This window comes from Phenylobacterium aquaticum, from assembly GCF_947378715.1.
Taxonomy (GTDB): Bacteria; Pseudomonadota; Alphaproteobacteria; order Caulobacterales; family Caulobacteraceae; genus Phenylobacterium; species Phenylobacterium aquaticum_A.
This window is the reverse complement of sequence record NZ_CANCLE010000170.1, coordinates 1-7,647: the sequence shown is the minus strand read 5'-3', so window position 1 is coordinate 7,647 and position 7,647 is coordinate 1. Positions and strand designations below refer to the sequence as shown.

Below are 7,647 nucleotides of genomic sequence, written 5' to 3'. Positions count from 1 at the left end.
TTCTGGCTGGGACTGGCCTGGGGGCTCGGCGGCGGGGGGCTGGCTATGGTGAGGCCAGACGAGGCTCCGCCGCCGCCGGCCTGGCCGCCCCACATCTGAGGAGTGCTTGGCGTCAGGTCCGGCCCGCCGCCGCTGGTGTAGGCGCCGCCCATGGGATTGTAGTTGGGGTCGGTGGCGGCCTGTCCAATCACGCCTAGGGCGTTGACCGCGCCGTTCAGGAAGCCCTGCACACGGGCGTCATGCTCCTGCCGCGCCTGGTCGGCGGCCTGTTGCTCGCCTGATGTGAGGACGCGCTGGAAGACGGTCCGGCCCATCATCATGGTTCTCCAGTCCCCGTTTTTCGCCTGCTGCTGGATCAATCGCTCCCACTGGTCTGGCCCGATCGAGCGTGTGTAGATGCGGGCCATCCTGCCCTCGACGGCGTACGGAGGGGTCACCAGCCCGCCGTCCGGACCCATCTGCATGCCGCCGATCAGGTGCTTGTCCGGATCGAAGCTGATTTCGGCGACGTCGTGGCTGTTTGAGCCATCGAAGCCCACGACGGACCACTCGTCCAGGAGAACCACGCCTGGTGTCTTCCAGCGATAGCTATGAGTCTCAGTTAAGGCCCGATCGGTATGGACCCAGGTGCGGTTCACAAAGTTCAGGTAGTTGCCCCAGACTGCGGGTTGCGGGGGGATGGCGACAGGCGTCGCGGGCTGCGTCGGCCTGGCGGCTGGCTTCGTCGTCAGCGCCGCGATGATCTTGGCCGCGTCGCCCCGCGCCAGCCGATGGCGGGTCTCGTGATAGGCCGGCTGCCAGACCCCGTCCTTCAGGGCGGACTGATCCACGACGATTTCATCGGGCGTGAAGCGATAGACCACGTGCTCCTGATGGCGGCCGTCGTCCTGGACGCTGACGCCGGGGCGGGGGTTGGTGAGTCGCCAGTTGGCCACAGGGCTGCCGTCTGAGGCGTAGGCGGTCAAGGTCAGCCCCTCGCCGGTCTCGTCCAGGGCGATGGTCGTGGTGCGCTTTGCGCTGGCCAGCGTGACCTCCACCAGGAGGATCTCGCCCGGAATTTTCCAGCGATAGACATAGACGGCCGAACCATCCTCTGCCGCCCATTCACTGCCCGCCATGCCGCCCCATGGCCCCCAGCCGGGCGCGAGCTTCGGCGCGGCGTGGGCGACAGGCTTGGGCGCCGCCAGGCCAGGCTGGGAGGACAGCAGCCCCGCAGCCGTCATCAGGATCGCCAGATGGTGTCGCATGCGCCCTCCCCGCAGCGCTCAAGCGCCGTCTCTCAGCGAAGCCTATAGGAACATCGGGGACACGATACCTCTTTCCCCATCTTGGCGGGGCGGGGGTGGTGACGTGGCTAGGCGTAGCTCTGCAGCGGGCGCACTTCCAGCGGGGCTTCGGCCGTGGCGGCTATGGCCTGGGCGGCGGCCAGGGCGCCGGCGGTGGTGGTGAAGTAGGGGGTCTTCATCATCAGGGCGGTGCGGCGGATCTCGAAGCTGTCGGCCAGGGACTGCTTGCCCTCGGTGGTGTTGAACACCAGCTGGACGCCGCCGTTCTTCATCACGTCGACGATGTGGGGGCGACCCTCCAGCACCTTCTTGACCAGTTCGACCTTGAGGCCCTGCTCGGCCAGGAAGCTGGCGGTGCCGCTGGTGGCCAGGATGCGGAAACCCTGGGCCAGCAGCAGGCGGACCGGCTCGGCGATCCAGGCCTTGTCGGCGTCGCGGACCGAGACGAAGACTGCGCCGGACTGGGGCAGGGTGACGCCGCCGCCCAGCTGGGCCTTGGCGAAGGCCCGCGCGAAGGCCGGGGCCAGGCCCTCGCCCGGACGGCGCCAGTCGAGGCCCATGACCTCGCCGGTGGAGCGCATTTCCGGGCCCAGGATGGTGTCGACCCCTGCGAAGCGGGCGAAGGGGAAGACGGCTTCCTTCACGGCGATGTGGTTATAGGGCTTGTCGGTGAGGCCGAAGCTGGCCAGCGGCACGCCGGCCATGATCTTGGCGGCGATGGCGGCGATCGGCTGGCCGATGGTCTTGGCCACGAAGGGCACTGTGCGGCTGGCGCGGGGATTGACCTCCAGCACGAAGATCCGGGGCGCGGCGGAGTGGGGCTCCTCGATCGCGAACTGCACGTTCATCAGGCCGCGTACGCCCAGGGCCCGGGCCATGGCTTCGGTCTGGCGCTTGAGCTCCTCGATGGTCTCGGGCTTGAGCGAGAAGGGGGGCAGGGAGCAGGCTGAGTCGCCCGAGTGCACGCCGGCCTCCTCGATATGCTCCATGACGCCGGCCACGAAGACGTCGGTCCCGTCGCACAGGGCGTCGACATCCACCTCGGTGGCGCGGCTCAGGTACTGGTCGATCAGGACGGGTGAGTCGCCGGAGACCTGGACGGCGGTGCGGATATAGCGGTCCAGCTGTTCGTCATCGCGGACGATCTCCATGGCCCGGCCGCCCAGCACATAGGACGGGCGGATGACCACCGGATAGCCGACCTGGTGGGCGCCGGCGAAGGCCTCGTCGCGGGAGCGGGCGATGGCGTTGATCGGCTGGGCGATCTCGAGCCGGTGCAGCAGCTGCTGGAAGCGCTCGCGGTCCTCGGCCAGGTCGATGGCGTCGGGGCTGGTGCCGAGGATCGGGATGCCGGCGTCTTCCAGGGCCTGGGCCAGCTTCAGCGGGGTCTGGCCGCCGAACTGGACGATGACGCCCAGCAGCTCGCCCTTTGAGCGCTCGACCTCGATCAGCTCCAGCACGTCCTCGGCGGTGAGCGGCTCGAAATAGAGGCGGTCGGAGGTGTCGTAGTCGGTCGAGACGGTCTCCGGGTTGCAGTTGACCATGATCGACTCCACCCCGATGTCGGCCAGGGCGAAAGCGGCGTGGCAGCAGCAATAGTCGAACTCGATCCCCTGGCCGATGCGGTTGGGGCCGCCGCCGAGGATGATGGCCTTCCTGGCGCCCGTGGGCTCGCTCTCGCACTGGGGCGTCTGGCCCAGAGCCCCGGTCTCATAGGTCGAGTACATATAGGGGGTGGCGGCGCGGAACTCGCCGGCGCAGCTGTCGATGCGCTTATAGACCGGGCGCACATTCAGCACGTGGCGGGCGGCGCGGACGGCGGCCTCGGTCTTGTGGGTCAGCTTGGCCAGGCGGGCGTCGGAGAACCCTTGCGCCTTCAGCGCGCGGAAGCCTTGCGCCGTGGTCGGCAGGCCGGCGGCGCGGACATGGCCCTCGGCCCGGACCAGGGTCTCCAGCTGGCGCAGGAACCAGGGCTCATAGGAACAGGCGGCGTGGATCTCCTGCTCGGTCAGGCCGTGGCGATAGGCCTGGGCGATGACCCGCAGGCGATCAGGGGTGGGGGAATTGAGCGCGCGGACGATGGCCGCGTGGCCGGTGTCCGGATCCTCGGCGCCCTCGATCTCGATCTCGTCCAGGCCATTCAGGCCGGTCTCCAGGCCGCGCAGGGCCTTTTGCAGGCTCTCGGCGAAGGTGCGGCCGATGGCCATGACCTCGCCCACGGACTTCATGGCCGTGGTCAGGTGGGGTTCCGAGCCCGGATATTTCTCGAAGGCGAAGCGCGGGATCTTGGTGACCACGTAGTCGATCGAGGGCTCGAACGAGGCGGGCGTGGCGCCGGTGATGTCGTTCATCAACTCGTCGAGGGTGTAGCCGACGGCCAGGCGGGCGGCGACCTTGGCGATCGGGAAGCCGGTGGCCTTGGAGGCCAGGGCCGATGAGCGCGACACGCGCGGGTTCATCTCGATGACCACCATGCGGCCGTCGGCGGGATTGACCGCGAACTGCACGTTGGAGCCGCCGGTCTCGACGCCGATCTCGCGCAGCACGGCGATCGAGGCCGCGCGCATGCGCTGATATTCCTTGTCGGTCAGGGTGAGCGCCGGGGCGACGGTGATGCTGTCACCGGTGTGGACGCCCATCGGGTCGATGTTCTCGATGGAGCAGACGATGATGCAGTTGTCCGCCTTGTCGCGGACGACCTCCATCTCGTACTCCTTCCAGCCGAGCACGCTTTCCTCGATCAGCACCTCGGTGGTGGGCGACAGGTCCAGGCCGCGCTCCACGATCTCGCGGAACTCCTCGACATTGTAGGCGATGCCACCGCCGGTGCCGGCCAGGGTGAAGGAGGGGCGGATGATGGCCGGCAGGCCGACGAACTCCAGGCCTTCCAGGGCCTCGTCCATGTTGTGCGCGGCCTTGGACTTGGGGCTCTCGAGGCCCAGGTGGTCCATGGCGTCGCGGAACTTCTGGCGGTCCTCGGCCTTGTCGATGACCTCGGCCTTGGCGCCGATCATCTCGACGCCGTACTTGGCCAGCACGCCCATCTGTTCGAGGGCGAGCGCCGTGTTCAGCGCGGTCTGGCCGCCCATGGTGGGCAGCAGCGCGTCGGGGCGTTCCTTGGCGATGATCTTCTCGACCATCTCCGGGGTGATCGGCTCGATATAGGTGGCGTCGGCCACGTCCGGATCGGTCATGATCGTGGCCGGATTGGAATTGACCAGCACGATCCGATAGCCCTCGGCGCGCAGCGCCTTGCAGGCCTGGACCCCCGAATAGTCGAACTCGCAGGCCTGGCCGATGACGATGGGGCCGGCGCCGATGATCAGGATCGAGGAGATGTCTGTACGTTTGGGCATCGATGGCTCGCGCGCGAGGGCCGCGCGGACAGACGCGCTGTGGCCGGACAGGTTGCAGGTTAAGGCGCCCGTTTAGAGACGGAGTCGCATGCGCGCAAGCTCATAGGGCCTGCGCGGGAGCCGATACGAAAATGGGCCGGCCCGAAGGCCGACCCATCAAAATCGCAAACCCTTGAGCCCCAAGGGGCCAAGGACAGACACTAGGCCTGCAGGTTGCCAGCGGACATCTTGCCGCTGCGCTTGTCGCGCTCGAGTTCGTAAGTGATCTTCTGACCCTCATTGAGGCTCCGAAGACCGGCGCGTTCGACGGCGGAGATGTGCACGAAGACGTCCGCTCCGCCTTCATCAGGCTGGATGAAGCCATAACCCTTCGTGGCGTTGAACCACTTCACGGTGCCGGTAGACATAGAGATATTCGTCCTTGGATAGATATTCCCCAACGCCCAAGCCCAGGCGCGGCGGATCAAATTTCGGGGGGGTCGGAAGCAGGTCCGGTACGCCTGGCGACGCTTGGAATACAGCCGAACCTACGAGTTTGACGATACCACTTTGGATCAATCGTCAGTTGATGGCAAGTCTGGCCGAAACGCTTGTGGGGTGATCTGTTGCGCCGACGCGACGCTGTGCGTCGGACCTCATTTGGAGCCCGTTCATGAGGCGTTTGATCCTCTCCGCTGTCCTGGCTTTCGCGCCCTGGGCGGCCCTGGCCGAGGCGTCCGCGCCGGCGCCGGTGTCGGTCCCGATCGGGGTCTTCGACCAGACCATGACCGGCCAGCCGATCACGGTCCCGGCCGGTCCTCTGGAGGTGAGGGCGTCGCGCACCACCATCCCGCTCGGCGCCCAGCTGCCTGCGCACAAGCATCCCTATCCGCGCTACGCCTACATCCTGCAGGGCGAGATTCTGGTGACCAATCTGGAGACCGGGATCGTGCGCCGCTACAAGGCCGGCGAGTTCGCCATCGAGTCCCGCGACCAATGGCACAAGGGCGAGGCCGTGGGGGACGGACCCGCCGTGCTGCTGGTGATCGACCAGGCCCCGCCGGGCGCCGTCAACGTCGTGGCCAAGGGGCCGTGAGCCGGAACCGAGCTGGGTAAGCTTGGGCCTTGCCGGAAGGAGACGAAACGGGCAGCTTCCGCCCGAACCCCGTTTTCCGAAGGCTCCCTTGGCCGCCACCGCCGCTTCAGATCCGCTCGCCGAACTCTTGCCGCGCATCGCCGCCGGCGACCGAGCCGCCCTGCGACAACTTTATCAGGCCACCTCGTCGAAGCTATTCGGCGTGTGCCTTCGTATCTTGTCCAACAGAGACGAGAGCGAAGACGTGTTGCAAGAGGTCTACCTCACCATCTGGCGCCGGGCCGACCGCTTCGAAGCGAGCCGGGCCAGCGTCATGACCTGGATCTCGACCATCGCCCGCAACCGGGCGATCGACCGGTTGAGGGCGCGCGGGCCGCTGGCCTATGCCGATCAGATCGACGAGTTGGAGATCGCCGACGACGCCCCCCGGGCGGAGGCCCTGCTGGAGGCCGCCCAGTCGGGGGAGGCGCTTGGCAAGTGCCTGTCGGAGCTGGACGAGCGCACCGAGAAGGTGATCCGCACGGCCTTCTTCGAGGGGCTGACCTATGAGGCCCTGGCCCACCGCATGGAGGCCCCGCTCGGCACGGTGAAGAGCTGGATCCGCCGGGGCCTGCTCAAGCTCAAGGGATGCCTGGAGCGATGAGCGAACCGCCAATTCCGCCCTTGGGTGACGAACTGCACGAGGACGAGGCCCTGGCCGCGGAACACGCCCTGGGTGTCCTGACCGCGCCGCAACGGGCCCAGGCCGAACTGCGCATGGCGCGCGAGCCGGCCTTCGCGGCCCATGTGGAGGCCTGGGCGGCGCGCCTGGCGCCGATGCTCGAGGCCCTTCCGGCGGTGACCCCCTCCGAGGGCGTCTGGCCACGGATTGAGCGGGCCCTGCCGGCCAATGACAACGGCTCGGCCGCAGCGCGGATGTGGCGCGGCCTGGCCATGGGCTCGATGACCTTGGCCGCCGCCAGCGTGGCGGCCGTGGTGGTGCTGATCAACCGACCGCCGACGATCATCGCGCCGCAGGCCCCGCCGAGCGCCGGACAACTGCTGAACGCCCGCCTCGACACGTCAGGCGGCCAGCATCTGTTCGTGGCGGCCTACGACCCTGTGCGCCAGAAGCTGATCGTCACCTCGCTGGTGACGCCGGGGACTGATCCGGTCCATGTGCATGAGCTGTGGCTGATCCCGGCCGACGGCAAGCCGCATTCGCTGGGCCTGATCGCGCCGGGGACCTCGAAGTCCATGCCAATGCCCCAGGGCCTCGACAAGCTCGCCCAGGAGGGCGCGTCCATCGCCGTCTCGGTGGAGAAGCCGGACGCTCCCAAGCATGACCGCCCGATTGGCCCGGTCGCGGCGATCGGCAAGCTGGTGAAGATCTAGCGGCCAGCGGGTCAGCGCGAAATCGGGATGTCCGTGAAGTTGAAGCGGTACATCTGGAGCGGCGGGCCCGACGCGGTATCGGCGTCGGACGCCATGAGCCGCCCGATCAGGACCAGCGAGAACGAGCCCGCCTGGGCCGTCTCCTTGTAGCTCCCGATGGTCCAGTACAGGCCGATGTCCAAGGTGCTCTTCGGATCGACATAGCTGAAATGGGACGGCGCCATTTGGCTGGGGCTGTCGATACAGCCGGCGAAGTCACTGGTGCAAATCGGCATCTGGGTCGCATAGGAGCCGCTCAGCACCCCGCCCGATGCGAGGGCGAAGGCTTGCGCCGGATCGACCTGGGCGTCCTGGAAGTAGAGGCGCTGGCCGGTGGCGTTCGTGAGCCGGATATTGGCGTACAGATTGTCGTTCTTCACATAGAGGCCGGTGACCGAGGCGGTGACGCCATTGGTGGTGGCCGACTGGATGATGGCAGGGGGCTGGGGCTTGACCCCTGGCCCGACGGTCGGAGTTGCTGGTTGTGCGCCCGGAGCGCAAGACGGCGGCTGTGCTG

General features: G+C 67.7%; 6 protein-coding genes and 1 pseudogene. 3 read left to right on the top strand and 4 right to left on the bottom strand.

What is annotated here, in order from left to right; translation table 11 throughout:
* The 3 genes and pseudogenes from Q7P21_RS17505 to Q7P21_RS17495 all read right to left on the bottom strand — a co-directional run.
* A pseudogene (locus Q7P21_RS17505) lies at positions 1 to 1,247 on the bottom strand (hypothetical protein); the annotation flags it as partial.
* 107 nt (positions 1,248 to 1,354) lie between these two features.
* Positions 1,355 to 4,642 carry a carbamoyl-phosphate synthase large subunit gene (carB, locus tag Q7P21_RS17500; protein WP_304178114.1) on the bottom strand — a complete coding sequence of 1,096 codons (3,288 nt, stop codon included), beginning with the start codon at positions 4,640 to 4,642 and terminating at the stop codon, positions 1,355 to 1,357.
* A 200-nt stretch (positions 4,643 to 4,842) separates the two neighbouring features.
* The gene (locus Q7P21_RS17495) at positions 4,843 to 5,049 is read right to left on the bottom strand and encodes a cold-shock protein (RefSeq protein ID WP_242563560.1); all 207 of its coding nucleotides are present in this window, start codon (positions 5,047 to 5,049) and stop codon (positions 4,843 to 4,845) included.
* Positions 5,050 to 5,294: 245 nt separating this feature from the next.
* Here Q7P21_RS17495 and Q7P21_RS17490 point away from each other — a divergent pair, with 245 nt between their 5' ends.
* From Q7P21_RS17490 to Q7P21_RS17480, 3 genes are read left to right on the top strand one after another with little or no spacing between them, the layout of a single operon-like run.
* On the top strand, positions 5,295 to 5,717 hold the full coding sequence (locus Q7P21_RS17490) for a cupin domain-containing protein (protein ID WP_304172160.1): 423 nt from the start codon (positions 5,295 to 5,297) through the stop codon (positions 5,715 to 5,717).
* Positions 5,718 to 5,739: 22 nt separating this feature from the next.
* Positions 5,740 to 6,360, top strand: a complete 621-nt coding sequence (locus tag Q7P21_RS17485; protein WP_368670129.1) for a sigma-70 family RNA polymerase sigma factor — start codon at positions 5,740 to 5,742, stop codon at positions 6,358 to 6,360.
* Positions 6,357 to 7,091 (top strand): anti-sigma factor domain-containing protein, encoded by a 735-nt coding sequence (locus Q7P21_RS17480; RefSeq protein WP_304172162.1) that lies wholly within the window; start codon positions 6,357 to 6,359, stop codon positions 7,089 to 7,091. Before Q7P21_RS17485 ends, Q7P21_RS17480 begins: the two co-directional genes overlap by 4 nt.
* A gap of 11 nt (positions 7,092 to 7,102) precedes the next feature.
* Here the strand turns inward: Q7P21_RS17480 and Q7P21_RS17475 are convergent.
* Positions 7,103 to 7,647 (bottom strand): hypothetical protein (locus tag Q7P21_RS17475; RefSeq protein ID WP_304178113.1); only part of this gene is annotated, 545 nt, incomplete at its 5' end.

What these genes read in the sequence shown, in the direction of transcription:
- Q7P21_RS17480 (WP_304172162.1), top strand. Translation starts at nt 6,357, where the DNA reads ATGAGCGAACCGCCAATTCCGCCCTTGGGTGACGAACTGCACGAGGAC.
- carB (WP_304178114.1), bottom strand. Translation starts at nt 4,642, where the DNA reads ATGCCCAAACGTACAGACATCTCCTCGATCCTGATCATCGGCGCCGGC.
- Q7P21_RS17490 (WP_304172160.1), top strand. Translation starts at nt 5,295, where the DNA reads ATGAGGCGTTTGATCCTCTCCGCTGTCCTGGCTTTCGCGCCCTGGGCG.
- Q7P21_RS17495 (WP_242563560.1), bottom strand. Translation starts at nt 5,049, where the DNA reads ATGTCTACCGGCACCGTGAAGTGGTTCAACGCCACGAAGGGTTATGGC.